The 24,834-nt window shown below is 36.9% G+C and carries 24 protein-coding genes and 2 tRNA genes; 10 read left to right on the forward strand and 16 right to left on the reverse strand.

What is annotated here, in order from left to right; genetic code table 11:
* Nucleotides 1-59 precede the first annotated feature (59 nt).
* The 3 genes from addA to A5849_RS09025 all read right to left on the reverse strand — a co-directional run bounded on the left by addA (nucleotide 60) and on the right by A5849_RS09025 (nucleotide 8,953).
* Nucleotides 60-3,782: a helicase-exonuclease AddAB subunit AddA gene (gene addA / locus A5849_RS09015; RefSeq protein ID WP_002313817.1), complete on the reverse strand. Its 3,723-nt coding sequence runs from the start codon at nucleotides 3,780-3,782 to the stop codon at nucleotides 60-62.
* Nucleotides 3,779-7,306 (reverse strand): PD-(D/E)XK nuclease family protein, encoded by a 3,528-nt coding sequence (locus A5849_RS09020; protein ID WP_002309421.1) that lies wholly within the window; start codon nucleotides 7,304-7,306, stop codon nucleotides 3,779-3,781. The genes addA and A5849_RS09020 overlap by 4 nt, the downstream gene beginning before the upstream one ends.
* Before the next feature lie 180 nt (nucleotides 7,307-7,486).
* The gene (locus A5849_RS09025) at nucleotides 7,487-8,953 is read right to left on the reverse strand and encodes a peptide MFS transporter (RefSeq protein ID WP_002309423.1); all 1,467 of its coding nucleotides are present in this window, start codon (nucleotides 8,951-8,953) and stop codon (nucleotides 7,487-7,489) included.
* Nucleotides 8,954-9,339: 386 nt separating this feature from the next.
* On the opposite strand from A5849_RS09025, the gene A5849_RS09030 reads away from it, so the two are divergent.
* Nucleotides 9,340-9,936, forward strand: a complete 597-nt coding sequence (locus A5849_RS09030; RefSeq protein WP_002309425.1) for a nitroreductase family protein — start codon at nucleotides 9,340-9,342, stop codon at nucleotides 9,934-9,936.
* Between the two features lie 55 nt (nucleotides 9,937-9,991).
* On the opposite strand, the gene A5849_RS09035 is transcribed toward A5849_RS09030, so the two are convergent.
* Together A5849_RS09035 and A5849_RS09040 are read right to left on the reverse strand one after the other, a co-directional pair.
* Entirely contained in the window at nucleotides 9,992-10,474 is a 483-nt protein-coding gene (locus tag A5849_RS09035; RefSeq protein WP_002292941.1) for a hypothetical protein, read from the reverse strand.
* 105 nt (nucleotides 10,475-10,579) lie between these two features.
* A complete protein-coding gene (locus A5849_RS09040; RefSeq protein ID WP_002288059.1) occupies nucleotides 10,580-10,777 on the reverse strand; it encodes a hypothetical protein in 198 nt (65 codons plus the stop codon).
* Nucleotides 10,778-11,071: 294 nt separating this feature from the next.
* Between A5849_RS09040 and A5849_RS09045 the strand changes: the two genes are divergently transcribed.
* The 3 genes from A5849_RS09045 (at nucleotide 11,072) to A5849_RS09055 (ending at nucleotide 12,436) form a co-directional block, all read left to right on the forward strand.
* Nucleotides 11,072-11,830, forward strand: a complete 759-nt coding sequence (locus A5849_RS09045; RefSeq protein ID WP_002292940.1) for a C39 family peptidase — start codon at nucleotides 11,072-11,074, stop codon at nucleotides 11,828-11,830.
* A 59-nt stretch (nucleotides 11,831-11,889) separates the two neighbouring features.
* The gene (locus A5849_RS09050) at nucleotides 11,890-12,318 is read left to right on the forward strand and encodes a hypothetical protein (RefSeq protein WP_002292939.1); all 429 of its coding nucleotides are present in this window, start codon (nucleotides 11,890-11,892) and stop codon (nucleotides 12,316-12,318) included.
* Nucleotides 12,319-12,363: 45 nt separating this feature from the next.
* Nucleotides 12,364-12,436, forward strand: a tRNA-Gln gene (locus A5849_RS09055).
* 147 nt (nucleotides 12,437-12,583) lie between these two features.
* Here the strand turns inward: A5849_RS09055 and A5849_RS09060 are convergent.
* The gene (locus A5849_RS09060) at nucleotides 12,584-12,955 is read right to left on the reverse strand and encodes a YxeA family protein (RefSeq protein ID WP_002292938.1); all 372 of its coding nucleotides are present in this window, start codon (nucleotides 12,953-12,955) and stop codon (nucleotides 12,584-12,586) included.
* A 215-nt stretch (nucleotides 12,956-13,170) separates the two neighbouring features.
* Between A5849_RS09060 and A5849_RS09065 the strand changes: the two genes are divergently transcribed.
* Nucleotides 13,171-13,359, forward strand: coding sequence for a hypothetical protein (locus A5849_RS09065; RefSeq protein ID WP_002292937.1), 189 nt, complete (start codon nucleotides 13,171-13,173; stop codon nucleotides 13,357-13,359).
* 154 nt (nucleotides 13,360-13,513) lie between these two features.
* On the opposite strand, the gene A5849_RS09070 is transcribed toward A5849_RS09065, so the two are convergent.
* Nucleotides 13,514-13,702 (reverse strand): hypothetical protein, encoded by a 189-nt coding sequence (locus A5849_RS09070; protein ID WP_002288067.1) that lies wholly within the window; start codon nucleotides 13,700-13,702, stop codon nucleotides 13,514-13,516.
* A 23-nt stretch (nucleotides 13,703-13,725) separates the two neighbouring features.
* On the reverse strand, nucleotides 13,726-13,989 hold the full coding sequence (locus tag A5849_RS09075) for a hypothetical protein (RefSeq protein WP_002292935.1): 264 nt from the start codon (nucleotides 13,987-13,989) through the stop codon (nucleotides 13,726-13,728).
* Nucleotides 13,990-14,146: 157 nt separating this feature from the next.
* Between A5849_RS09075 and A5849_RS09080 the strand changes: the two genes are divergently transcribed.
* Nucleotides 14,147-14,404, forward strand: a complete 258-nt coding sequence (locus A5849_RS09080; RefSeq protein ID WP_002292934.1) for a hypothetical protein — start codon at nucleotides 14,147-14,149, stop codon at nucleotides 14,402-14,404.
* Nucleotides 14,405-14,473: 69 nt separating this feature from the next.
* On the opposite strand, the gene A5849_RS09085 is transcribed toward A5849_RS09080, so the two are convergent.
* The 3 genes from A5849_RS09085 to A5849_RS09095 form a co-directional block, all read right to left on the reverse strand.
* Complete coding sequence (locus A5849_RS09085) at nucleotides 14,474-14,665, reverse strand: hypothetical protein (RefSeq protein WP_002292933.1); 192 nt, start codon at nucleotides 14,663-14,665, stop codon at nucleotides 14,474-14,476.
* A gap of 142 nt (nucleotides 14,666-14,807) precedes the next feature.
* Entirely contained in the window at nucleotides 14,808-15,128 is a 321-nt protein-coding gene (locus A5849_RS09090) for a hypothetical protein (protein WP_002292931.1), read from the reverse strand.
* A gap of 22 nt (nucleotides 15,129-15,150) precedes the next feature.
* Nucleotides 15,151-15,585 (reverse strand): universal stress protein, encoded by a 435-nt coding sequence (locus tag A5849_RS09095; RefSeq protein WP_002292929.1) that lies wholly within the window; start codon nucleotides 15,583-15,585, stop codon nucleotides 15,151-15,153.
* Nucleotides 15,586-15,919: 334 nt separating this feature from the next.
* Here A5849_RS09095 and A5849_RS09100 point away from each other — a divergent pair, with 334 nt between their 5' ends.
* Nucleotides 15,920-16,546, forward strand: coding sequence for a LysM peptidoglycan-binding domain-containing protein (locus tag A5849_RS09100; protein WP_002310878.1), 627 nt, complete (start codon nucleotides 15,920-15,922; stop codon nucleotides 16,544-16,546).
* Between the two features lie 225 nt (nucleotides 16,547-16,771).
* Here A5849_RS09100 and A5849_RS09105 read toward each other — a convergent pair.
* Both A5849_RS09105 and A5849_RS09110 read right to left on the reverse strand, forming a co-directional pair.
* A tRNA-Leu gene (locus A5849_RS09105) sits at nucleotides 16,772-16,855 on the reverse strand.
* Nucleotides 16,856-16,876: 21 nt separating this feature from the next.
* Nucleotides 16,877-18,397, reverse strand: coding sequence for a hypothetical protein (locus A5849_RS09110; protein WP_002309428.1), 1,521 nt, complete (start codon nucleotides 18,395-18,397; stop codon nucleotides 16,877-16,879).
* Between the two features lie 295 nt (nucleotides 18,398-18,692).
* Between A5849_RS09110 and A5849_RS09115 the strand changes: the two genes are divergently transcribed.
* Nucleotides 18,693-19,193 (forward strand): GNAT family N-acetyltransferase, encoded by a 501-nt coding sequence (locus tag A5849_RS09115; protein WP_002292172.1) that lies wholly within the window; start codon nucleotides 18,693-18,695, stop codon nucleotides 19,191-19,193.
* A gap of 188 nt (nucleotides 19,194-19,381) precedes the next feature.
* Here the strand turns inward: A5849_RS09115 and A5849_RS09120 are convergent, their stop codons facing one another.
* Complete coding sequence (locus tag A5849_RS09120; RefSeq protein ID WP_002292174.1) at nucleotides 19,382-19,726, reverse strand: metal-sulfur cluster assembly factor; 345 nt, start codon at nucleotides 19,724-19,726, stop codon at nucleotides 19,382-19,384.
* Nucleotides 19,727-19,877: 151 nt separating this feature from the next.
* Entirely contained in the window at nucleotides 19,878-20,798 is a 921-nt protein-coding gene (locus A5849_RS09125) for a YitT family protein (protein ID WP_002316215.1), read from the reverse strand.
* Between the two features lie 184 nt (nucleotides 20,799-20,982).
* Here A5849_RS09125 and A5849_RS09130 point away from each other — a divergent pair, with 184 nt between their 5' ends.
* The gene (locus tag A5849_RS09130; RefSeq protein WP_086310053.1) at nucleotides 20,983-21,474 is read left to right on the forward strand and encodes a YajQ family cyclic di-GMP-binding protein; all 492 of its coding nucleotides are present in this window, start codon (nucleotides 20,983-20,985) and stop codon (nucleotides 21,472-21,474) included.
* A 24-nt stretch (nucleotides 21,475-21,498) separates the two neighbouring features.
* Here A5849_RS09130 and A5849_RS09135 read toward each other — a convergent pair whose 3' ends face one another.
* Nucleotides 21,499-23,874 (reverse strand): ATP-dependent DNA helicase, encoded by a 2,376-nt coding sequence (locus A5849_RS09135; protein WP_002345073.1) that lies wholly within the window; start codon nucleotides 23,872-23,874, stop codon nucleotides 21,499-21,501.
* Nucleotides 23,875-24,201: 327 nt separating this feature from the next.
* Between A5849_RS09135 and A5849_RS09140 the strand changes: the two genes are divergently transcribed.
* Nucleotides 24,202-24,828 (forward strand): MBL fold metallo-hydrolase, encoded by a 627-nt coding sequence (locus tag A5849_RS09140; protein WP_002292180.1) that lies wholly within the window; start codon nucleotides 24,202-24,204, stop codon nucleotides 24,826-24,828.
* The last annotated feature ends 6 nt before the right edge of the window (nucleotides 24,829-24,834 follow it).

A 24,834-nucleotide genomic window follows, 5' to 3' on the forward strand; every position in this document is an offset into this window, starting at 1 on the left:
CTCTTCCCAGAGTATAGCATAATCCTTACAAAATATAAGTCAAGTTTGCTCAATTATAATTATTTATTAATGTTTATGATTCGTTTCACTCGAAGTAAAATTAGGAAAACATTTTCTACAGGTTTATTCAGTGCTTCTGTCATTGCTTGTTGGTAAAGTCTTAGCTGTCCCTGATATTTTTGGACGATTGCGTCTATTTCTGCTGGATCATCCGGATGTAAAATGAAATCTGTTTTAAAATCATAGATATGGAGATGATCTTTTTCTTCTAAGTATCCATCGACGATTCCGTGGATCAATAGCTCATCTTCCTGATTTGGATAGTCTTGAAATACTTCATCAGCAGAAAGCAGCATGGAAAAAGGTTGTTCCCGTTTTACGTTTTCTTTGTTGGCAATCAACTGTTGCCCAAGTTCTGTTTGAAAGAACCATATAATAGAAGAAACATCTACTTTTTTTGCGACCTTTTCGTCTATTAAACGTTTCTTTACTAATTCCTGCAACTTTTGATTGATGCTCTCTGTAGTTGGCATCTCTAATGGCAGCAATTGCAATAAAGCATGGGTAGCTGTTCCAACAGCAGCTGCCGACACTTGCCGATCTTTTTGTAAAAATTTTGGTTCTGCTAGTTGTTCTTGCGTATAACGGAATTGACGAGATGCTGCCTTTGTCTGACTACTTTCCAGAGTCAAACGTGATTCTTGTGTATCATCTGGATCTTCGAATAATCGTTTGATCTCAGATACAGATTGATAACTTGTGGTTTGCGAAGAAGCCTGATAAGGATATTCATAGGCTAGACGTTTTTGTAACGAATCTGCTAATACAGTTTCCTTTTCTTTCACCTGCTGATCTAAGTTAACCAGTTCTTTTTCAGCAAGCAACTGTCTTTGTTCAATGATTGATTGCTGATTCATCCATGAAATGGAAAACTGTGCATTTGAATATTGAAGGAGAGAAGTCGAAACTTCTTCCTCTAAGTATTTCTGCATTTCAGGATGACGGATCAATCCGTAACCAATCCAATTCATCAAGCTGCTTCTGCCCTTCAAACGTAGCTCAGGATCAAAAACCAACTCCTCATGATCAGCTGCTTCAGACCATGTTTGGATCATTTGCTCTTTATTTTTATAGGAACCGACAATGAAAAGCTTTTGTTCTGCCCGAGTCAATCCTACATACAATTTACGCATTTCTTCCGATAACAATTTGTTTTGCTTTGCCAATTTGATGGCTTGAAATGGTAACGTATCATACAGTACCCGTGTTTCAGGATCCATATAGCGAATACCTGCTCCAAGTTTTTCTTCAAAAGCATACCGATTGCGTAAGTCTTGTAAGTTGAATTCTTTCGTCATATCTAACAAAAATACAACTGGAAATTCCAAGCCTTTACTTGCGTGGATCGTCATTACGCGAACAGCATTATCTTCTATTGAAATGACTGGTTCTGCTAAGTCTTTGTCTTTTTCTTGCATTTTTTCAATGAAACGCACGAACTGATATAATCCTCTGAAAGAACTTTGCTCGTATGCTTTGGCACGATCGACCAATGCATAAAGATTGGCTTGTCTCTGTGCCCCTGCTGGCAGACCGACCACATACTCTAGATATCCCGTCTCATAATAGATATCCCATAGTAAGTCAGTGATCGAAGAACGGCGAGCAAGTTCTCGCCAATGATCTAGTTGTTTGCCAAAATGTTCCAGCTTAACCGCTAATTCATCTTCGTTTGATGCTTGATAAGCAAGCACAGCATCATAGTAAGTATGTGCACGGTCGGCTAATCGGATACTTGCTAATTCTGGTTCAATCAAACCCACGACTGGCGAACGCAATACAGCTGCAAGCGGAATATCTTGATAGGGATTGTCAATTAATTGTAGCAACGAGATCATCGTGCGAATTTCTGTCGCTTGAAAATAATTTTGAGCATCATTCATCTCCAAAGGAATATCCAATGTTTTGAAAATCTCTAAAATTGTTAAGTTGTTCTTTTTTGTAGGTGTCAAGAGAACAATGTCTCTGTATTCTATCGGACGATCTTTCTTTGATTTTTTATCATAAATCATAAAGGAAGAATCAATCAATTGACGAATCTTCAGTCCTGTCATAAAAAGTTCGCCTTCTGTTTTGTCCTCCAGTATATCGTCAGTGGGAATCTCGATCTCTGATTCTTCCTGTTCTTTTTCATAGATCATGATTTCTGGCTCAAACTGTTCATTCTCTGGAAAGTCTGAAAATCCCTGTATCAGTTTGGCTGCTTCGTCATAATTGATTTGACCAACTGCTGGATCCATTAGTTGTTCAAAAATAAGATTCGTAAAAGAAAGGACTTCTTTTCTAGAGCGGAAGTTCTCAGCCAAAACGATCCGACGTCCGCCTTCTTTCTTTGAAAAATTCTCGTATTTCCCGATAAATAAACTAGGATCTGCTAAACGGAAAGAATAAATGGATTGTTTGACATCCCCAACCATGAACATATTTCCTTTTGTATCATCAGGTTCTCTTAGCCAGTATAAAATGGCTTCTTGTAATTGGTTCACGTCTTGATATTCATCTACCATTACTTCTTTGAATTTTTTTCGATAATGTTTTGAAGCTTCACTTGGCAGCCATGCATCTTTCGTTTTTTCTGTGAGAATCTGCAACGCTAGATGTTCCAGATCATTGAAGTCCAATACGCCTTTTTCCCGTTTACGCATACTGAAACCGTCCATAAAGCTTTGCGTGACTTTTGTCATTTCTTCGACTAACGGTAGTGCTTTTTCCGTTAATTCTTCCATTTGGCTTGGTGAAACAGGAAAGTAACTTTTACTTATCTGCTGAATCAATTTTTTTGCTTTATCCCTCATGCCCTTGACTTCATTGGATATTTCTTTCAATTCTGCTTTACGACTGCTCTTAAAAGTTGAAAAAGTCAGTTGTTCCAAACTAGCATAAGCATCTTCTAACCGATCTTGCGAGAAAGCTTCATAGATATTTTTGATCTGCTGTTGTTCTCCAGCTACTTGCTCATGCATTTTTTCTAATCCTTCACCTTGTGCTAACTGAGTCATCTGTTCATATAATTGTACACATTGGTATACATCTGCCAAAACTAAAGGACGGATTTGTTCTTGATATAATCGAGATTTCGCTAGCCCCTCAGTCAAACGATAATTAGCGCTTAACTGTTCTAGCCATTTTTTGGGGTCAGGGTTGGCACGGGCAAACTCATAAAGCGAAAATACCAGATTCGTCAAGCCGTCATCTGAACGATCATTAGAAAAATTCATTGTTAATTGGAAAAATCGTTCATCATTTTCTGCATAAAGTGCTTCTCTCAGCTCGTCCCACACATCCTCCTTCATCAAGATCGTTTCTGTTTCATCTGTTAACATGCGAAAGACCGGATCAATATCAATTAAGTAATAATAACGTCGAATAACTGTTAGACAAAAAGCATGTAAGGTTGAGATATTCGCTGTGGGCAATAAAACTAACTGCTTAGTAAAATGCTGTCTTCGTACAGGGTCGCTTTCGCTGTTGACCGCTTCTTGCAATGCCTCTTGAATTCTTTCTTTCATTTCTCTTGCAGCTGCTTCAGTAAATGTCACAATCAGTAATTCATCGATATCAAAACCCATTTTTAATTTTTCAATCACTCTTCGAACAAGCACTGTAGTTTTACCTGATCCGGCAGACGCAGAGACTAACAAATTATCTCCTTGATCGAAAATCGCCTGCCACTGATCATCTGTAAATCGTTCATTTTGCGGTTTTAAAGGAATTTGATTCACTCTTCTTCACTCCTTTTCAATATTCTGCGCAGTGCTTCTTCCTTATCTATTTTCTCCAGACGGTGGTAATTATTTTCTTTCAGCATCACATCAAACGTACAGATGCTTCTGAATGGACAAAATTCACAGGCAATTCGCTGTTTATCTTTATAAGCTGGGTTCAGTTTGATTTCTCCGGAAGTGATTGCATCTCCAGCTAACCGCATATTTTCCCGATTATGCGCCATGAACAGTTGCAGTTCTTCTTCCGTGAAAAATTTATCTTTGCTGAAACTACCTTTTTGGTATTCATCTTTCGCATTTTTTTTCACTGGATAGATCAGTGATTGTTCTTTTGCTTCCAGTGAATGATCTAGTACTTCTAAAAGAGCGGGATCATCGACAAAAACGCCATCATAACTAAATTTTTTCAATGTATTCTTCTCTACATCATCGGTCTCCGTCAATACAGGATTATGAACATGTAAATAATATGATCCTGCTGGTTTAACAGCCGCCTTTCCAGTCAAACGTACCGCATCCATCAATGCTACGTCCAGATACGTCAATAATTGCATAGCCATGCCATAATAAGCTTCTGTGACATCGAATGAACGTCCACTAGATTTGTAATCAATAACGCTTAACCAAGTATCTTCTTGTTCAGAAGCTACATCGATCCGATCGATTTTTCCTCGAACGTGGAGTTTTCCACCATTACTCAACGGTAATTCCAGACCTGTGATACCTTTTGCTCCAGCAATCTGACCAAATAAAATCTCCGTCTGAAGAGGATGCATGCCCGTATTTTTGCTCTGTTTTTGCAAAGCCCATGCTACTTTTTGGATCGTCTGTCCTAACTGATAGCGGATATAGTTCATTCTTGCGGAACTATCCAATATCTCAAACCGAAGTTCTCCGAACACTTCTTGCAGCACTTTTTCAGTAAAGTCTTTACGCTGCGCATCGGTCATATTCACTAAGGATAATTGGTTTGAAAACAGTAGCTTGAAGAAACGATCCAATGATTCATGATAAAAATCACCTGTTGCTGCTGGAGTCAAACCATAAACAGTTCGTTCTTTCAATTTCAACCCAAATTGCATGAAGTATTTGTATTCACAATTATAAAAATTCTCCATACGTGAAATCGAAGTATAAATTTCTTTTCCATAAAGCTCTTCCGCCATTTTTTCTGGCATCGAAACAGGCACATTCAAATGTTCCTGACTTTCAAAGATTTGTAAAGCAAAATTGCGCCATGAGGAATTCAGTACTAATTCTTTGAGCTTTTGCCAATGTTTTGGTACAGGTTTCTTTTCATCTAAAGCTAATCGATAAATCCTATTGACTGTATTGATTCCGCTTCTGTAAGTTCCTACATAACAATCAGGATCGCTTTCGATTGTCAAATGCTCTTTTCTCTCGACGGGAACTGATAAATATTCTGTGATTCTGCGCAAATAAGGAGACATCTTCAGTGAACCATCTGTGTCATAGCTTTGTGCATAGCTAAGATATAATCGATCCGTTCCGGAAAGAAAAACAAGGTAGGCTTGGAAAGGCTCAAAAGAGATACTTTCTTTTGATGGGTCGAATAAAAACTGTCCATCTGGCAAAGCTTGATTTAATACTTCTCGTTCTTCACTGGACAACAATCCTTTTGTTTCTTTACGGTCTGGAAACACTTGATCATTCAAACCTAATGCAAAAGTGACGGCAGCTTGATTCGGTCGAACTAATTCCAAACGGTTGATTCGCACTTGGTCGATTGCGGTAGGGATTTTACCATAACTTAGATTTTCGAGACCACTCGTAATGATTTCTTGGAACAGAGACCAGTCAAAAGCCGATTCACCATAAATGACTACATATTCATCCAGCAGATCAATCAGCGCTCCCCATGTCTGCTCATGGTTTCTTGCCGCTTCTAAGTTTCCTCTGTCTACTTCCTGATTACGCCAAAACAATAATTGTTGCTGTACACCACTTTGAATCAAAAATTGATAAAAAACATTTGCGGCCGCTTGACCTGTTTTACTTTTCTTTATTTTTTTAAAAAATGCAGGTACAGATTTCTGAAATAATCGTCTAATCGTATTTGACTGTTCTTCCAGATACTGTACGTCTTCAATCTGTTCTGCTTCAAAATCATACGCCACAAACTGCCAGTCTTTTTCACGCGTCCAGTAAGTGCCTTGATAATTATAAGCAAGTGCAACATTTTCTGTGATGTCCAATTTTTTCCTGAATTCATCTCGTTCTTGTTTCCATTCATCCAGTTCGGTTTCTGTTTCCATCGATAGGAACAATTCCGTCTTGAAAAAACGCATAATATCACTTAGTCGATAAGAATATCGGTCAAGAGCGAACAGACTGTTGACCCATTCAATCAGCGGATGATTTTCCATCATTTGTTCTTCATCGATATAAAAAGGAATCGCCATTTCTTGAAAGATTGGTCGAAGAATATTTCCATATAAGGACATATTTTTTGTCAGTACTTGGATATCACGATAACGGTAGTTTTCTTCACTGACTAGCCGTCTGATTTCAACAGCTAGCTGTCGGACTTCCTCAGTTGGATTTTCAGCTTCCCACAAATGGAGAGCCTCTTGTTCCCCTAATTTGCGGACGGTTGCTTTCTTTTGGCTGGAAGTCTCTTCCCACATCGTTTGCAGCAACTGAAGCTCTGTCGGACGATTCTGCTCTGGCGCAAAACGATCTACTAATATAGGAACTTTCCGTTCTCTCGCACTTTGAAAAAGACGGAAATAAAGCTTTCCAGTCTCATGAAAGAGCGTAAGTACTTCTGGAAGATCCGCTGTATAAGGACGATCCAACAATAAATCGACAACTAATTGCCCCTTTTCCATCATTGCCTGCAGTAATTGATACTCTTGCCCATTGATTCGGGAAAAACCGCTGACGATAAATTGGACGTTGGTGAAATCTTGTGTCTGCATATAATTTGCTAGTATAGCCAGTGCATCTTCATTTGATAGTGCACGTTCGGTCAATTCGCTGTCATAAGCTGAAAAAATCAGCTTCAAGTCTTTCATTTTAAGTTGCTGGTCTTCTGCATTCGGTGAATCACCAAATAAAAGCATCAAGTCTTCCGGTTGAATATTCCCTGTGCGCAACTCACTATAGAGTTCTTGCAATTGGCGAATAAATCCTCTTTTATTGATTTCTCCGCGAAAGATCGTTAATTCTTCCTCATGTTTTTCTAAAATCTGTCGCAAGATCATCGCAGATCCGGATTCTGATAATTCATTTCCTGTAAGAAGGGTTGTCTGTTGCAGCAAATACCAAGCCAGACGGTAAAAACTGAATACTTGAACATTTGTTGTGCTGAAAGCTTTTTTCCCGCTTCTTCTTCGCATCTCCGCTAAAATTTCTTGTTCCTGTTCGAATTTGCTGTAATTGGGAACAAGGAAAAATACTTGGTTGCTTGCATCTTGGTCGAGCCAAGCTGATGCTTCGTCAATCAAGACTTGACGGTGATCTTTTTTCCCGTTTCCAAGAATAAATTGTAAAGACATGCTTTTCCTCCTTCAACACATGATACGGTGCTTCTTTATTATATCAAAAAATACTGAACATTTGTTCTATATTCTTCAAATTATATACTTTTATGGTTCTGATATTTCTATCTTTTTTGAGTATACGCAAAAAGACAGGAATCGCTACAAATAAGCAATTCCTGTCTTTTCATGAGTTGATTAATGGATAGATCCCATTAGTTTTTTGATTGGTTCTTTCACAGTAAATAGCAAGATACCACCGACGATTGCTACTGCACCGATAATACCGAAGTAGGCAGATTCTGTTCCTGGTGTGTAGAAGCGTGCAATTTGTGCATTGATTGCTTGTGAAGAAGCATCAGCTAAGAACCAAATAGCGATTGTTTGTGATTCAAATGCTCGTGGTGCTAATTTCGTTGTCACAGACAAACCAACTGGTGAAAGACACAATTCAGCAATAACCACGATGAAGAAACTTCCCAACAACCACAATGGACTTACTTTTCCACTTGTTCCGTAAAGCATACCTGGCAACATCAATAGTAAGTATGATAATCCTGCAAACAAAAGACCAAGAGAGAATTTCACTACTGTAGATGGTTGGCGTTTGCCAAGTTTTGTCCACATTGTTACGAATACCGGCGTCAAAATAAAGATGAAAATCGGATTCAATGATTGATACCAGCTTGCTTGGATCGTCACACCAAATAGTGTAGATTGCGTACGTTCACTAGCAAATAAAGCTAAGATAGATGAACCTTGTTCTTGTAATGACCAGAAAATGATTGCTGCAAGGAATAATGGGATATACGCCCATACTCTTGGTTTTTCTTCAGCAGTTACATCTTTTGAAGTCAACATTTTGATAAAGTAATACAACGGTAAGATAATCCCTAATACACTGATTGTATTGACAAAAAAGTCGATTGTCAAATGACCAGTTAATTGTGCGCCACCGAATACTGCAACGATAACAACAAGTGCGATGATCAAGTTACGGATGAATCCTTTACGTTCTTCAGTTGTCAAAGGATTCGGTGGTGTTGTACCCACTCCGTCTAATGTCTTGCGCCCTTGGATGATGTATTGTAATAATCCAAAGAACATCCCAATAGCAGCTAAAGAGAACCCTAAATGGTAGTTATATTCTTGACCGATTGTCCCAACGATTAGTGGTGCTAATAACGCCCCTAAGTTGACACCCATGTAAAAAATCGAAAATCCTGCATCTCTTCGCAAATCAGTCTTTGAATAAAGATGTCCGACCATGCCAGAAACGTTCGGTTTCAAAAAGGCGGTTCCAATAATGATCAATGCCATTGAAACAAATAATGTACTTACACCAAATGGTAAAGCCAAGACGATGTGTCCAAGCATAATGAAGACTCCACCAAAGAATACAGTGCGTTTTGCTCCTAACACTCGGTCAGATACCCATCCGCCGACGATACTAGACATGTAGATCAGAGATCCGTATATCGACATGATAGCTAATGCTGTTGCTCGTGGTAATCCAAGTCCCCCGTTGGCAACTGTATCGTACATATAATAGATAAGTAATGCACGCATACCATAATAACTAAATCGTTCCCACATCTCAGTGAAGAACAAAGTTGACAATCCCTTCGGCTGCCCGAAGAAGCCCTTGTCTTGCTGTTTTTCCATAATCTATACCCCAATTCTTTAAATTTTCAGAAAATATTATACATCTTTACCGAAAAATTTAACTAAAAAACTTATTTAAGAAATATAAACTAATTTTCTATAAAAACAAGTAATTTTTAATGGCAATATCATAAAAAAAAGAAGATAGAGATTTAATAATTATATATCAGACGTTTTTTTCAAATAAGCAAAAATTCCTCAAACACAACAATGAAAGCGATAACCAAGGAAATCCTTTTCTAACGATTTCCCTTATCAAAATTGTTTTTTGAACTTCGCTTATTTTTTGTGAGCATATCTATTTACTTACTTTTTGTAAGATGATATACTTCATTTCGTAATCAATTAAAAAAATGCAAAACGCAAATCAAAGGAGAAATTTTAATATGACAACTTTTACTGACACTTTAAAAAACCGCCGTTCAATCTATCATCTAGGACGTAACGTTTCACTTTCTAATGAAGAATTGACAGCTTTGATCAAAGAAGCAATTAAAGAAAGCCCAACTGCTTTCAATGCTCAATCAACACGCGCAGTTATTCTTTTCGGAGATGCACATGAAAAACTTTGGGAAATCACTGAAGAAGCACTTCGCCCATTGACTCCAGCAGAAGCTTTTCCAAATACACAAAACAAATTAGCTGGTTTCAAAAATGGTTATGGTACAGTATTATTCTTCAAAGATACTGACGTGGTAAAAGGTCTACAAGAACAATTTGAATTATATGCAGACAACTTCCCAGATTGGTCAGAACAATCAAACGGAATCGCAACAGCGAACACTTGGGTAGCATTAGTTGATAAAGGATTGGGCGCAAACTTGCAACATTACAACCCAGTTATTGACGAAGCAGTTGCAAAAGAATGGAATATCCCTTCAAACTGGAAACTACGTTCACAATTAGTATTCGGTTCACCAGAAACACCAGCTGGGGAAAAAGAATATATGAACGATGCAGATCGCTTCCGTGTATTCGGATAATTTTACTTGAAAAAAACAGAGGTTGTGACAAACATCTTGTCGTAACCTCTGTTTTTTATTCTGGATCGATCATAATATCAATCTCCGCCTCATCGTTCAAGCGTTGGGACAAAAATGGAACTAATTCTTCTAATGATGCAGAAAATTTCAGCATTGGTCCCCGCCATCCGTTTCGGAAAAAATTCATTTTTACAATTTTAGAACCTTTTGGTTGGTACAACACGATTTTATTGATTTCAGAAAAAGGAACACCTTTTTTATCAAAGCTATTCAAGACAAGCCCTTCTTCTGTAATTCCTCGACTGTCCAACAAAAAACTAATAAAAATCATCGCTGACAAAATCCCTTTTGCCAATTCATCTGCTGTAGGCTGACTGATGAGTGTGTACCAAACGACTAGTACTACTAAGAATGGTATGACCAAGTAAACCCATCGATTCCGAACAGTCCGATAAATAATTTCTTTTCGAACCAGCCAAAGAAATAAGAACATAACAACAACGAATAAAAACAATAGAACCGTAAAAAATGTTACCATGACAACTCGCCTCGCTTTTTCTTCTCCTGAAAACAGGAAAAGAATACTGATTTACCTTCTCAAAGAAATTGGACTTGCAGCACGCCGCACGTCCAATTATTTTCTTTATTCAAATGTATCATATTTTGCAACAACCATGCTTGCTTTTTCATCTAATAACTCTTGATCCTCTGCAGCACATTGGGCAACTTTGACCACGGCACAGTTTGTCATTTTTGATACAACTTCACCAATGACCGTTTTTGTAAAGCCAATTGGTTTGCATGCATATTGTTCTCCTAAATTAATCATTTCTTCCGTCATCAAAATCCTCCTAAACTGCTGGAACTTTTCTCCATATTACAACTGCTATTTTTTGGAGATTTAATTATTTGATTTTTTGTTTACAGTCAAAAATCAACCTTACAGGCATTATAGCGTACTGTTTTCGTTTTCACAATTAAAACAGCTGTTGTATCTAGAAGAATTTTTTCTAGAATAATAAATAATATTCCTCAAAAACTGATTATTTCTTACATATTTAAATAAAATACTTCCCTTCCTAATAAAAATACACTTATAATAGGAAAGATAAACAGCTGAAAAGGGAGATTTCCAATGAAGAAAAAAACATTTAAAAAACTATTGTTTCTAGGAGGTACAGCTACTCTTTTATTAAGCGGTACAAGTTATTACCTACATATCCATTCTCCAGAACATACAATGAATACTACACAAAAAAGTTCAACACAAAAAACGAAAAAGACAAAAGAGAAAGCAGAAGTTTTGCTAGATGTTCCATTAGAGAGCCAGTTTGACTCTCCTTCTCTAGAAAATGGCTGCGAGGTCACTTCGCTTTCCATGCTTTTATCTTTTTATGGTTATGAAACGACTAAAAACCAGTTAGCTGAACAATTGGATTACGTCCTTGTTTTCAATGCAGACGGGACTCACGGCGATCCTAATGAAGGATTTGTTGGAGATATCAGTGGCGGAGACTGGGCTATGGGCGTCTATGTCCCTCCTGTTGCCTCTCTTGCTCAACAAATCGTCCAAACGGATTATCATACTTTTCCAAAAACAGACGCTCAACTAGATGATATCAAAAAAGCTCTATCTAAAGGAAATCCTGTATGGACTTCCGTGACTATCAATTTTGAAGTCCCTGATGAAACTGATTTTATGACTTGGACAACAAACAACGGAGAAGTAAGAGTCACTCCACTTGTTCATGCTTGTGTAGTCACTGGATACGACAAAGAAAATATTTACGTCAACGACCCCTATGGCGTAAAAAATCGAGCAGTACCGATCAATGATTTTTCGGCTATTTTCACTGCAATGGGTGGACAAATGCTAACTTTGGAGAAAAGCTAGTAATTAAAGTAAAAATCCCTTATACTCTAGATACCGAACCTTTGAAGGGAGCACAGATAATGGAAAAATTCACTCATAAAAAAATGGATCCAAATGAAATTCCGATTATTTTTGTCCGTGACCGCAAAGGAAATGTTCAAGGTAAAGTTTCTATTAATGAGTGGAACGAACGGTGCAGACCTGCTACCCTCAATGAACTAGAAATCAAACTGTATCGTCAAGCTCTTGTCTATTATGGAGACCAAGAGTATGGAAAAGCAATCGATTTATTAAAATTTCTGATCGCTCGAACGGAGTACACCCATTTTGAATATATCGAACGTTTAGCAAACATTTACCATATCATGAATGAACCTGTCAAAGAATATCACTTGCTTGACTCCGTCTTGTCAGTAGCAGAGCGGATTGCCCTTCCTGCTGGATTGGAAAAGAAACTGGTGCGCCGCCTTTTACGAGTAAAACAACAACTATCTGATCAAGAAAAATAACTTGCGTTTTTTTAGAAAAGTGCTATGATTATTTTGTTGAATAAATGGGATGTAGCCAAACTGGTAAGGCACTTGACTCTGAATCAAGCAATTGTAGGTTCGAACCCTGCCATCCCAATTTGATGGACTTGTTGATAAAAAATGAACCCCTGAAAAAAGATTAATCTTTTTTCAGGGGTTTTTGGAATATTTTTATTATTTATTATATAGTTTACATAATTTTATTATAATTAACAATTAAATCTGTAGCACTCATACAGTAAATTTAGCCAATAATTGCTAATGCTTTTTCCGGAACTTTTTCTCTAGGAACTTCTTCATACGTTTCTATGTGCGCTCCTTTATTGCTGATTTTCAAATAATGATTTTCTTTTAACACAGAAAGTCCATTAAATTCAATTGTACGCTCTTCTCCATCGACATTAGCAGCTTTTTGAACATACCTTGCCGTTCCATGTTCATTTACTTCCTCTGGTTTTTGTGTTTTTACATAGACCTCACCTTTTTCAACTAATGGATTTAGTTGATCAAGTATACCAGGGATTTCCCCGTAACTTCCTTCAGTATAGTATTTCAGTCCAAATAGCAAAATACCACTAATCGCCGCCAATCCTATCAAATATTTAATCACTTTCATCTTTCTACCTCCTTGTTATATATTCAGTATATGGGGCAATTAGAAAAATTCCATCCGACCTAAGTTGGAGATTTTTCTCCTACTTTAGAAGCGAGAAACAAGTGTTTTTTTAGTAAAAATGATCGTTATTTGATATTATGGAGGTGTGGATAATGTAGTTTTTCTCACTTTATCCATGTTAAAAAATCAAGTTGATGGCAAAGGATGTGTTCAAAATGAATCAAGAAGAATTATTTCAAAAAGTCAAGGAAATGATAAAAGGCGGCAACTTCGACGGCGCAAAACGATTTATCGAAGAACATAAAGAACAACTAGGTCCTTACAAAGAGAAAGCACAAAATCTTCTAAAAGACGTAAATATCGACAGTGTGAAAGACAAATTCAAAAATCTATTTAATAAGTAGGAATTTTCATTTCTGGAACACCGGGAATCAGAAGTTGTGAAAGAGACGTTCAGCCTTATTGCCGATAGGCTGTCTCTTGAACACCGTTTGTCCAGAAGAAGGGACTGTGACACGATTTTTGTCACAGTCCCTTCTTCTTTCTGAATCATCCTTACTAAAATAAGCGTGTTGGATCATAATGATAAGTCACATTGCCGTTCAGCGATGCTTTTCCTACCACATATTTACGATTCTCCAATTTCAGCCATGCTTCTCGAAAAGCCATCAATTCTTCTCTTTTTACATCAATTTTTTCGATTTTTCCATCAATCAAATCTTGGATAAGTTGTTCATATGGATTCATTTTTTTCCTCCATTTGCTGTTAATCAATAAGTTGTAAAAATAGGTTCATATGCCTTTTTAGTATCCAGATCTTCTCTGACTTTGACTGTCGTATAAATGATTTTTTCTACTGGGATACTATAATAACTACCTTCACCGTTATTGAATCGGTGAACGTCTTTCTTTGCTAAAATACCATTGATTTTATTCGTCAGTACACGTTGTTCGACACTATTGCTTACAACATAGTAAATCACCCGAATATTATTGATTAAATGCAAATCGATTTCTAACACTACATGATCCATGAAAATTCCACTCCTTCTTTCACTTTGATTATAGCAATTTTCCCCTATAAATTCAAAAACAATACATATTTTACTGGATAAATCCATAGAGCTGCTTGCGCCTTCACGCACAAAGTGTTATTTTGTATCTTGGACTTTATTTATTGGAGGCAATAGTATGATTGCGATCGGTCAGTTTGTTTTTTATATTCCTTTTTTTATTATGCTAAGCATTCTTTTCTATTACATAAAATGGACGAAAAAGAAGTTTTCAGTTTTACTGGCCTCTTTACCTGCCGTATATTTTACTTATCAGATTTTTTCTTTTAGACATTGGGAAACAACATCTGTATTAGTGATACACATCATCGAATTGACGCTTGCAGTAGTTTTTCTAATCATTTGGATTTATTTTTTATATAAAAATCAGAATTGAATCCTAGCAGTTTCAAAAGAAAACGATTAAAGATCAGCAGAGATTTGCTGTATCTTTAATCGTTTTTTTCTATTCTGTGATACCAAAAAAATGTTTGAATCGGTGAAGAAGCGTTCCTTGTTTTAATTCTACAAATTCTTGTGCAATCGGATATTTTTCTTCCAAATTTTCTTTGTTCTTTTCAATCAGACTTTTTGCTTCTTCATATTTTTTATCTGCACATAATACTTTTACTTCCTGTAAAACTTTTCCTGCTTCCATTTACCTCACCCTCTTGCCTTTTTTATGGCTTTAAGTTTGATTTAAGCTATACGCATTATTCTATATTCATCCCAAATAACCTTTTTTCATTTTTTACTCCTCGAACCAGTCAGTTTTCTAAAGACTGATTGGTTCGTCTTTTTTATTTTTCATCCATTTTATGCTGCTCTTCTGCTAATTTGTCTAATGCTTTGAGGGATGTGACGGTTTTCGCATAATCATAGCTGTATAATTCTGTAAATTTATCAGGCAGAACAAACCACGCTGGATGGTAGCCGTTCGCAGTGATTGGGAATCCTTTGTCTTGTTGATTATCTCCATCCCACCTTACAGCAACACCTTTTTTTCCTTTCCACTTTATTAAAGCAATCGAGTATCCTTTTTTTGTTTGTGTGCCGTCTTCAATAATTGCTAAAATTTCTATTTTTTCTTTTGGTGCACGAACTTCTTGAGGGCGAACCATTTTCTATTCCTCCCTTATCTAATTACTTCACAACCAATACACTGCAAGGGGCATGTGAAACGACATAAGAAGCGGTCGATCCTACTAGTGCTTGTTGTATCGCTCCTTTTCCTGTCGCTCCCATAACAATCAAATCAATATTTTCTTGTCCAGGGATGACATTGGCAATCAAATTTCTTGGATCTCCAGTTTCAACTATTGCATGGATCTCAGCAATACCGAACTCTTTGGCATCATTGATTTTTTTCAGCATGGCTACTTCTGTTCTTTGTTTTTCATCTGCATAGATTTTTGAAAAGGCATAGGCACTATGGGTCAGCTCAACTTTGTTGATGATTGACACGATAAATAAGTGGGCTTCATTGTCCTTTGCTAAGTCAAGGGCTTCAGCGAACGCTTTGATCGATTGTCTTGATCCGTCAACTGCTACCATGATGTTCTGGTATCTCTTACTCATTGGAACCGCCTCCTTTTTCTTTTATTGTAACATCTCAAGCAAAAATACAAAAAATATACGCAATGTGTAAATAAAATGATGATTAATAGCAATTTTTTTCAAGTTATTTATACATTTCTGTTCTCATCAGAACTCTTGTTCTAAACCTATTATTTCTGCATTATGTGAATTTCCTCATCATTTTTCACATGAGATGAACATCATTCTGTTACAAAAAACGTGGATTTGTCATAAATTGTCATGCTTCTTTTACCTATGAAATATTTTCACGTGTTAAAGTATTCCTCGTTGAACACAACAAATAAAACTTTTTAACGAATAAAGGAGATTTTTCATGACATCACTTAAAACTTTACTTTTTGGAACAACTTTGGCTGCCGGCGCTGCATTCTTCATGGGAACGACTGCTCATGCGGACGAAGCTTATACCGTTCAATCAGGTGATACTCTATCAACGATTTCTCAAAAATACGTTGGTGACAACTCCTTGATCAATGCCATTGCAGAATCAAATTCAATTTCTGACATTAACCTGATCTACTCAGGACAACAATTAACGATTCCAACAGAAGGCTCTACACAAGCAGCTGCTGAACCTCAAGCAGCCGTTCAAGAAGCACCAGTCCAAGCTGAACCTGTTCAAGCTGAACAACCTGTTGTACAAGAAACGGTTCAAACGGAAACACAAGCAGCCCCTGTTGCTGAAACACAATCTGCTACAACAGAAACAACGGCAACAAGCACGAATGCTGCAAAAGAATGGATCGCACAAAAAGAATCAAGCGGTTCTTACACAGCAACGAACGGACGTTACATCGGACGTTACCAATTAGATTCTTCTTACTTGAATGGTGATTACTCTGCTGCGAACCAAGAAAAAGTGGCAGAACAATATGTTGCTTCACGTTATGGTTCTTGGGAAGCTGCGAAAGCATTCTGGGAAGCAAACGGTTGGTACTAAGATTCATTATTTGAACGTTTAAACACATTCAAAATAGGAAGAGGCCATGCGAAAGAATACATCGCATGGCCTCTTTTTGAGTTGTTTTGTCACATCAGAGCGAGTTTTTTGCTCATCTATTACTTCTATGACTTTCTTACCGAAATCTATTTTATATCAGATTTTATAAAAAAATACCGATGGGATCTCTCCCTCGACATCTTTTCTCAGTATATATAAAAATTATGCGGCTAAGAAGATTCGAACTTCCACGAGGTCGCCCTCACTAGCGCCTGAAGCTAGCGCGTCTGCCAATTCCGCCATAGCCGCATCATATGTTCTAGTTTAGGATTACATTTGTTTTTTGTCAAGAACATATTTTTTGTTCTTTTTTTTCTCTACGCGTTTCCCCTCTTGCAACCAATACAAATAGTTCATCCGAATAACTCCATCATCTATTGAAGGGCGATAAAAAAATTCTGTTTTTTCCATAAGCTCAATTTCACTTTTCAGAAAATTGGTCACATGATGCGGGACGCTGTCGATGCAAACATAGACATAGTCAACAGCACGGATTCTTTCAAATAGTGCTTTCTCCCCGTACTCATATGCATCGATTCTTTCGACAGCTCCTACATATTTCTGCAATCCTTTTACGAATCCTTTTATTTGTTTGTTCCCGATCACAGCAATTTTGAGTGATGATGCCCACTTTTCAGCGTCTATGCTCAATTGCTTTTTACTTGACTGTTTAGATTTTTGTCTTGTTTTCTTTAGATATTTGTCGCTTCTTCTTTTTGATTTATTCTGTTCAACGATAGGATAGCAATACCTTAGATATACTGGACCGTCTACTATTTTTTGATGTACTCGTACTGCTATGCCATCTGTTAAAAGATCTTTGCGTTTAAAGCTCTCTTCTACTATCAGTGGTCTTCTTTGCTCCGTATTGACCTCATAGAAATAAATGTTGTCCTCTTCTATTTCTACAAAACCATAAAAAATATTTGTTTCTTGATACTGCAAATTATTCGCTTGTTGTTCAAAGATCCATTGATACCTATTGAACAGCTTGTTCAGCTGATTGAACTTATAAAATGATTGGGTATCTAACTGTTGGATCAATGCATGGATCAGATCTTGAGGAGCTGCTTGTACGAAGTTTTGTTTTTTCTTTGCTAATTGTTCTGTTTGTCGCTGGTTGACTTTATACAACTGTTGCAGTTCTTGTTTTTTCTTCTCCATGATTTTCAGATACGTAGCATTTCTATTTGAAAGCTTTTCTAATTTCTTGTTCAGTCGATCATTTCTTTTCTTTAATAAATCTGACGCTTTATGTATTCTCTCTAGATAATGTTGCATTTGGCTATTTTTTTGCAGCAAATAAATGATGATCTGGTTACGTTTTTGGAGTTCCTGAAGTGCGTGATTATCTGTATCCCAGCCCACTTCTTCTAATTTTTGATACAATAGTTCTGTTTTCCTCTGCTGTTCGATGGCTTTTTGTCTCATCTCTTCTTTTTCTACTTTTGCTTGTTGGTGCTGTCGTTCGAGTTGCTGTGACAGCTCTCTGATGTGTTTCTTGTCCTCTCTTCTTTTCTTGCTCACAGTAGCTACTTGTTTTTTTGCTTTACTCAATTCTTGCTTCAATTGATTCATTTCATTGTTTAAACGAACGATTCTGGGATCGGTAGCTATTTTATTTTGCTGCTTTTTCTTCGTTTCTTTGTTCTTCTTTTTCTCTCGATTCAGCTGTTTTTGCTGCATTTTCTCCAACAACTGTCTTCTTCTTTCATTTTGATACTGATCATTTTTTGCTTCTGTTTGCCGCCATCCTTCTGGAATTCTTTTATAACCGCTAAAGTAGTTCACGAGATCTCCTTTCTAGTGATCATAAGCAACGGACGAAAAAACTTTAAATAACACATTTATTAAAAATTCAATTTATCTTGAACTTTCAATATCAATCAATAAGATCATTTTTAAAAGATAACGAGGATTCATCTATTATAAAAACAATACAATAAATAACAAAAATCTGCAATCATTTATTTTGTTAAATTATTCTTAATACGATACATCACAAAAAAATAAAAATAAGAATGGCTATTCGCCAAAATAGTGCTATAGTAGAAAAAATATGTTTACTTAGGAAGAGGCGGATTCGATGAAATTGATCAAACTATGGGAAGCAGATTTGGAGAAAGCTTATCGGCTGCAAACTAGCTTCGGACCAAACGAGAATGGATTTATCAACAGTGCTTATGGCTATACACTTGCTGAATTTTTAGATTATGTAAAAAAATGCGAAAACACTTCTTTAGGTATTGATCTTCCTGAGAATTACGTTCCCGCAACCGTCTTTATTTTGGAAAATGATGGACATGAGTATGTAGGAATTTTTAATCTGCGCCATAAACTGAACGAATCATTAAGAAACGGCGCTGGCCATATCGGTTACGGCATCTCCCCTGACTATCGTAAAAAAGGATATGCAACACAAGGTTTAGCATTAGTACTACAAGAGGCAAAAAAAATCGGCATCGATGAGGCACTTTTGTCTGTAAATAAAAAAAATCTTGGCAGTCTTAAGGCGCAGCAAAAAAATGGGGCCACGATTTATCGTGAAGATGAGAAAGAATACTATACGAAAATCAAATTGATGTAAAAAATATGGATGGCAAAAGAAAAGAGATTTGAATGTCCTTTATCAATAGAACACATTTATTTGATTAACTTCTAATATAGCAGACAAAATTTTATAAACAAAAAAACCTCTTATCTCTTTTCTTCTAGAAAGGATAAAAGGTTTTTTGTTTTTACTATTTGCTTCTCATAGCTAGTCAGTCAAGATCCCTATCGAATCCCCAACGCAATCCGTGCATAACGGCTCATCTTATCGGTCGTCCATGCGGGATACCAGACAAGTTTTACTTCTGCTTTCGTTACTTCTGGTACTTCTTTCAATGCGTCATGGATAGATTCTGTTAAAATATCGGCTAGTGGACAGCCCATAGTTGTTAGCGTCATTTTGATGACTGTTTCTCCGTTTTCAGGATTGAATTCTATATCATAAATCAAGCCTAAGTTGACAATATCGATTCCTAATTCAGGATCGATCACCATTTCCAAGGCAGCAAGAATACGTTCTTTGATCAGTTCTATTTCTTGCGCAGACCGTTCTTGGTTTGCTTCGCTCATCGTACGACACTCCTTAACACGATTTTTATTTATCATACTCTTTTTTTAACTACTTGTAAATGAGAATTTAGAAGGAAGATTCTCGTTTAAATTTATAAAATGTCCTTATTAGATGGAATACATTAAATTCATTCTAAATAAAACTGATTCCTCATTTTTTTTGTGAACGATTTTTTATTTCTGGCAACACACCTGTTGTTCGATACATTTTTTGTTCGTTTTCATTTGCAAATCGGCCAAATACTGAATGAGTTGGTAAAATATTGATAAATGCATCGTCGTCGATTTCATGAACGATCTGATCAAGATCATACATTTCATAGCGGGTGATGACCATCATGATCATATTTCCTTGTTTTTTTGAATAGCCACCGACAGACGGAAGCAATGTCATTCCACGTACCATCCGTTTCGCTAGTTCTTCTGTTACCTCTTCCGGTTTGACGGTCACGATCATCGCTGTTACTTTTTGATGACTCGTATGGATGGCATCAATCACTTGAGTCATTGCATAAATGGAAATAATCGTATACAAGGCACTTTCCCAGTTAAAGAAGAAGCCTGCGATGACTACAATGATCCCATTTAGAATCAGCATGTAATTTCCGACTGTTTTTCCAGTTGTTTGTGAAAGCACAAGAGAGATGATGTCCATTCCCCCAGTTGTAAAGCCCATTTTTAAAGATAACCCTACGCCAAGACCTAATAAAACACCGCCTACTAAGGCATTCATCAAAATATTATCAGTGATCTGTCCGACTGGAAGTAGCATCGTCATCACTGATACGCATACAACGTTCACAAAACTAAGGATCGTTGCTCGTTTTCCTACTTTGAGGAACCCTAATACAAACACAGGGATATTCAAAATAAAAATAAATGTTCCTGTGTCTACCTTGATATGAAACCATTCATATAAAAGCGAGGAAATGATTTGAGCGATCCCATTCATCCCTGCAGAAAAGACATTGGCTGGAATCAAAAAATAATTTAAAGCGACCGCAGCGGTCAATCCGGTTATCAAAATAACCACTATTTTTTTTAATCTTTCATTTTTATGATACGCAGTCATAATTTTGCTCACAAGCACCTCTCCTCTACTTTGTTATTCCAAATGTAAGAATAACAGTTTATCTATTAAAATAAAATACTTCGAACTCAAATGAGAAGAATTTTAGCAAACAAGTAAGAATCTGCCCCATTCCTATGATAAGATAGATGTATAGTAAACTTATACGTATATCAGGAGGGTTCTTATGGCAAAAGATGCTAGCTTCGACATTGTATCAGAAGTCAATACAGAAGAAGTAAAAAATGCGATTCAGCAAACAACAAAAGAATTGACTAATCGATTTGACTTCAAGGATTCTACGATAGAAATCAAATTAGAGAACAGCAATCTAGTTGTCTTGAGCGATGATGATTTCAAAATCGAACAGATCAAAGATGTATTATTTGGTAAGTTGATCAAAAGAAATGTGCCAATCAAAAATATCCATTTTTCCGAATCGGAACACGCGCTAGGTGGCAAAGCTCGTCAAACTGCCGATCTTGTCAACGGAATCGATCGTGAAAACGCGAAAAAAATCACTACAGCTATCAAAAATGAAAAACTGAAAGTAAAAGCACAAATCCAAGAAGATCAGATTAGAGTGACAGGTAAAAACCGTGATGATCTTCAAGCTGTGATTGCTTTATTACGTAAACTTGACTTACCAATCGAGTTGCAATTCACTAACTATCGTTAATGAAAAAAACGAGGCTGACATCTGTCATCCCTCGTTTTTTTGATTTACTGCTTCTTTGGATGACCAAAAACGCTGTATTCCTTCTTCCAATTCTCCAACACTTCGTACTTCTCTTGCTGTTTGCCAATGTTGTGGGAATAAATGTCGATAAGAAAAACGAGCAAATCGTTGATCTGCCAATACCACGATTCCTTGATCCGCCATGCCACGAATCACTCGACCACCAGCTTGCAAGACTTTGTTCATTCCAGGAAGCTGATAAGCGTAAGCAAATCCAAGGTGTTCCTTCTCATCATAATATGATTTGATCAGTTCCTGCTCATGATTCATCTGCGGCAAACCTACACCTACAATCATACTGCCGATCAATCGGTTCCCTCTCAAATCGATTCCTTCTGAAAAAATCCCACCAAGTACACAAAATCCTATCAATGTTTCATCGGGATCTGATTGGAATTTTGCTAAAAATCGTTCGCGTTCTTCTTCATTCATGTCCGTTTCTTGAATCAGCACATCGCTGTCAGGATATTGCTGTTTGAATGCTTCCGCCGCAAGGTCTAAATATTGATAAGAAGGAAAGAAAACGAAATAATTTCCGACCTTTCCATCAGCAAAAGCATGGATTGTCTCAACTAATTGTGCCAGACTTTGTTCCCTTTTTCGATAAGTCGTCTCTAAGTAATTTGCGATGAAAACTTGCTGGTTTCCTTCTGGAAAAGGACTCGGCAGTTTGTAAGCGAGACTTTTTTGTCCGCCCAGTGTTTCCTGATAATAAGATAGGGGTGAAAAACTCGCAGAAAAAAGGATACTGCTTCTTCCTTTATCCAACGACTGCTCAAGAAACAAGCTTGGATCAATACAAAACTCTTTTACTATCAGATCGCGATACGTTTTTTCGACCGTTGTTTCATAGTGATCATCATAAAATTCACTGACCTTCAAAAAATGAAGCAAATCAAAATAATAAGGAAGCAATTGTTCTTGTGATGGATGCTCAGGAAATTCTGCTAGCCATTCTTTGATTTTTTCGCTTAATTGATAACCTGCCTTTACTAAAGATTCAGCCGGTGCTTTTTGATGATGATAATCCCAATGATCTTCTTTTGCTATTTCTCGGATCGAATCAAATTCTTTCAATAGTTTGTTGAAACGACGATGGAGTTTTTTGAATTCCTTTGGTATAGCTTCCTTACTTCGTTTCGTTTTTTCATAAGATAGTTCTGCCGAATACATCTCTCGGGAACGATTCACCAAATTATGTGCCTCATCAATCAAAAACAGATAATCCTCGTTTTTTTCATCTTCAAAAAAACGTCTTAAATAAACAGTGGGATCAAACAAATAATTGTAATCCCCAATGATCACGTCGCACCAGATACTGACATCTAATGATAGTTCGAAAGGACAAAGTGTATGCTTCCTTGCATAAGTTTCGATGACTTCTCGAGTGATCTGATTCTCATGATTCAAAAGATCCCATAATCCTTCGTTGATACGATTGTAATAACCATTGGCATACGGGCACTGATCTGGATTACAGGTCGTCTCATCTAAAAAGCAGATCTTATCTTTAGCCGTCAAAGTGACACTTTTTATTTCAGCTCCAGTATCTTTTAATGCTGTCATGGCATCTTCAGCTACTTGTCTAGTTATTGTTTTGGCCGTTAGATAAAAAATCTTTTCTCCCTCTTCTTCCCCTACAGCTTTCAAAGCGGGGAATAACGTAGAGATTGTTTTTCCAGTTCCGGTAGGTGCTTCTACAAACAATTTCTGTTTCGTACGGATTGTTTTATAAGCAGCTACTGCTAGTTCACGCTGGCCTTTCCTATACTCATCATGGGGGAATTTCAAAGCCATCAAAGAGGCATTGCGTATAGTACGCCAGTTTTCTTGAAAAACAAGCCATTCTTTATAATCTTCAGTCAGTTTTTTAAAAAAAATTTCTAACTGCTCTCTTGTCTGATGTTCGACCTTTCTCGTAATCACTTCTTCTGCCGTCTGAAAGTAAGTCAACTGCAGATTTATTTCTTGTAAATCATGCTCTTGACTATAGATATAGGCGTATACCCTTGCTTGATGAAAGAAAAGTTCCACTTGTTCTGGTTCTAAATCTTCAAATCGTGGTTCGGAGGTTTTGATTTCATCTATATAATAAATACCGTCTCTTTTGAAAATACCGTCTGCACGGCCTTCAACGATCAGGTGATATTCATCTAATGGAACTGTTGTTTTTAAAAAAACTTCTTTTTCATAGTCTTCTCCCGCATCTTTTTGGAGCTTGCGGTGGATTCTTGCTCCTTCTAATGCAGTATGGCTACTTTTTTTACGATTGTCGATACTTCCACGTCGCAAAATAAACTCTACTAAGTGCCGCACAGATATTTTTGACTGTTTGATCATTTCCACCACCTCTTTCTCTCTAAGATTACCTGAAAAAGCCTAGTTTAGCAAAAAGAGCTCTCTTTTCAAGCATAAAAAAAAACACCCTGCTGATTAGGCAGGGATATAGGATATAGAATTTGGATTTTTGGATGGGTCTAATGTAACAAGGACATATTAAAATGCTATGAAAACTTACTTTCCTTCTCTTTAGAATATCCAAATACTTTTCATATAGTCTGATAATTCAGATAAGTAAAGAGAAATAAGTACCTGTTTTTGTTTCCTAGCAATGAATGCGTTATACTAATGGATGAAAGAAGTTTTGGCTATCAAGGAGGAATGCACATGCATATCGAAAGATTAAAAACAGGAATGATTGAAGAAAACTGTTATTTGGTCTACAACGAAGAAGCACTTTTGATCATTGACCCTGGAGAAGATGCGGAACAAATCAAACAAGAAATCAAAAAAACAAACCAACAACCGGTAGCGATTTTACTTACCCATACCCACTATGATCATATTGGTGCAGTAGAACCCTTACGCGCATATTATCAAATCCCGGTGTATGTCAGCCCACTAGAACAAAAATGGCTAGGTGATCCGATTTTGAACCTTTCTGGACTCGGACGACATGATGATATTGCTGATATTATTGTCTCGCCTGCAGAATATGAATTTGAAATGAAAACTTATACTTTAGGAAACATGTCTTTTCGTGTGGTCCCTACTCCAGGGCACTCCATCGGAAGCGTTAGCTTTATTTTTGATGATTTTGTCGTTTCTGGCGACGCCCTATTTAGAGGAAGCATCGGTAGAACCGATCTGTATACAGGAAATTTAGAACAATTACTTCACAGTATTCGGACCCAGCTGTTTGTTTTACCTGATGAATTTGCAGTCTATCCAGGACATGGTGATGCAACAACGATTGAACAGGAAAAAAGGACAAATCCTTTTTTCAATCGTTAAAAATGA

This window comes from Enterococcus sp. 10F3_DIV0382 (assembly GCF_002140245.1).
In the GTDB taxonomy this organism is placed as follows: domain Bacteria; phylum Bacillota; class Bacilli; order Lactobacillales; family Enterococcaceae; genus Enterococcus_B; species Enterococcus_B lactis.